Annotated in this window: 3 protein-coding genes; all 3 read left to right on the forward strand. The window is 43.3% G+C overall.

The window, feature by feature from the left end; all coding sequences use genetic code 11:
* Nucleotides 1-111: 111 nt before the first annotated feature.
* Complete coding sequence (locus tag ACFO4R_RS01985; protein WP_379787309.1) at nt 112-996, forward strand: tyrosine-type recombinase/integrase; 885 nt, start codon at nt 112-114, stop codon at nt 994-996.
* A gap of 122 nt (nt 997-1,118) precedes the next feature.
* Complete coding sequence (locus ACFO4R_RS01990; RefSeq protein WP_379787310.1) at nt 1,119-1,616, forward strand: hypothetical protein; 498 nt, start codon at nt 1,119-1,121, stop codon at nt 1,614-1,616.
* Between the two features lie 103 nt (nt 1,617-1,719).
* Nucleotides 1,720-2,338 (forward strand): DNA-methyltransferase (locus ACFO4R_RS01995; protein ID WP_379787311.1); only part of this gene is annotated, 619 nt, incomplete at its 3' end.

Genomic DNA, 2,338 nt, shown 5'->3' on the forward strand with positions numbered 1-2,338 from the left:
CTCCTCTGTTTTATACGAGTATCTCACATTTTTTACGTTTTGTAAAGTATTGCGTAGACACGCTCTAGGACACTTGAAGAAATGGGTTGAAATCGAAAGCGGGGTGGCATGATGAAATTCATGGAGTTGTGGGAACTGTATTTAAAATCCCGCCCACTTAGCAGCGGAACAATCCGTAACTATAGATACAAAGAGAAAAAATTTGATTCCATATGGGAGCGAGAGATAGAGGAAATTTCGGCGCTTGAGATACAAACTCTTTACAATTCTGTAAAGCGTCAAAGCGCAAAGTACGATTATGACTTCATAACATTGAAATCAGTGTTTCAGTTTGCTGTGGAACTGGGGATAATCAAAGAAACACCGATTCGATTTGCTCTGAAGAGATCGGCGCCATCAAAAACGCACGAGCTACTGACTAAAGAAGATATAATGCGTTTAGTTCAATATCTACAAAACGAGAAAGAAAACAAAGTGAAGGCTACGTTGCTTTTGGTAGAACTGCTTACAGGCGCAAGGGTTTCAGAAATTCGTGCTTTTCAAAAGAAGAATATTGATACAAAAAAACACACAGTTCTGATTGCTCACCAATATAATGTTATTGGTGAGGACGGAACCGAAGGACTCGCAACTTTGAAAACACAGGAAGCGGAGAGGTTGGTTTATCTTCCGCGCGGTGTTCGAAAGGTCCTTTACGATTTAATAAGAAACTTAAAGGACGAGGAATTTGTCTTTTCAAGAAATGGAAAGCCCTACTCGATTGTGACGATCAACTTATACCTCGCACAAGTGTGCGATAAACTTGATATCGTTCGGTTGTCGACACATAAATTGAGAGCGTTATATGCTACGATTGCAATTTATGCGGGGGTCAATGTGTTTACTATCTCAGGACAAATGGGTCATAAATCTTTAAAAGAAACGGAGAGGTACTTTAAAAGGCTGCCTCGTTATGATTTAGACAGTCTCAAGAAAATAGATAAGTTTTTAAAGTGAAAAACTTCTCTCTTCTTGACCGTGTCAACTGACACAACTGCAATTAATAAGATAAGATAAAGCTACAACTACAGAAATGTGATTGTAGCTTTTTTAATTCTCGGTTTTAGGAGGAAACAAAAATGAATATGGAAATGGTCTTATCAATGTTCAGTGACTTGGCGTTGACGATTGCGATCGCACTGACCACGCTGTTGTTTACGACAACAAAGAAGTTTTTGCTTGAAAAAATCGCATTGATTCGAGATGAGAAACAGCAGAACCTTGCGCTCAATGCGCTGAAACGTATCGATGACATCGCGGAGAAGACGGTCAAGATGTTTGATCAGACTGTCGTGCAGGATCTGAAGAACGCGAGTGCAGATGGCAAGCTGACAAAGGCGGAGATCGAAGACATTCAACGAAAGACATCGCTCGAAATCAATGCTCTGATGTCGAGCGACTTGAGAAAAGCGCTCGCGGAGACGGTCGGAGATGTGGATGTGTATATCAAAGCCTTGACGGAGGCGAAGGTTCTGGATCTGAAGAAAGATTTTATCACGATCCGGGAACTCGAGAGAGATCTGGAAACCTCGAACGGATCCGCGACCGAGGATGACACTGAGGCGATTATTCAGTAGAGGACAAGAGGATGAGGAAAGGACAGTGCAGCTTTCGAGGAGCTTGCATTGTCCTTTCGCGTCTATCTTTATCCGACAGAAATGTAACATTCAGGAGGCAGTTATGGGATTTGATTTTAAACTGGGGGATTGTATTGAGCTGATCAAGAAGGTTCCTGATGAAAGTATAGACGCAATCATTACGGACCCACCCTACTTTATCGGCATTACACACAACTCTCAGAAGGGAGTATTTAAGGACCTGGCCATCTGTAAGCCGTTTTTTGCAGAACTATTTGAACAGTTCAAGCGAGTGCTGAAGCCGACCGGAAGCGTGTATTTTTTTAGCGATTTCAGAGGATATTCCTTCTTTCACCCGCTTATGCAAGAATTCCTGCCGGTCAAAAATATGCTCGTGTGGGACAAGATGTCGGGGTGGGGCAACTATTACTCATTTGCGCACGAACTCATTATATACGCGGTTGATAAACCGCACAGAAACGGAAAGGGGTTCGGACTCTCGGTGATTCGTATTCCGGGATTTGCCGCGGGCGCTAAGAAGCGTGACGGGGAGAAGGTTCATCCGACCCAAAAACCCACCGAGCTCATTGAAAAACTCATAACGGATAGCACGGACGAAGGTGATACGGTGCTTGACGTGTTCGCCGGATCCGGAACAACGGGAGTGGCATGTGCTCGATTGGGTCGAAATTTTGTCGGCTTTGAAATTGACGAGAAGTACT

The organism is Filifactor villosus (assembly GCF_042652965.1).
Lineage (GTDB): Bacteria > Bacillota > Clostridia > Peptostreptococcales > Filifactoraceae > Filifactor > Filifactor villosus.

Excerpts from the sequence above, each read along its gene's own strand:
- ACFO4R_RS01985 (WP_379787309.1), top strand. The coding sequence starts at position 112 with ATGAAATTCATGGAGTTGTGGGAACTGTATTTAAAATCCCGCCCACTT.
- ACFO4R_RS01990 (WP_379787310.1), top strand. The coding sequence starts at position 1,119 with ATGAATATGGAAATGGTCTTATCAATGTTCAGTGACTTGGCGTTGACG.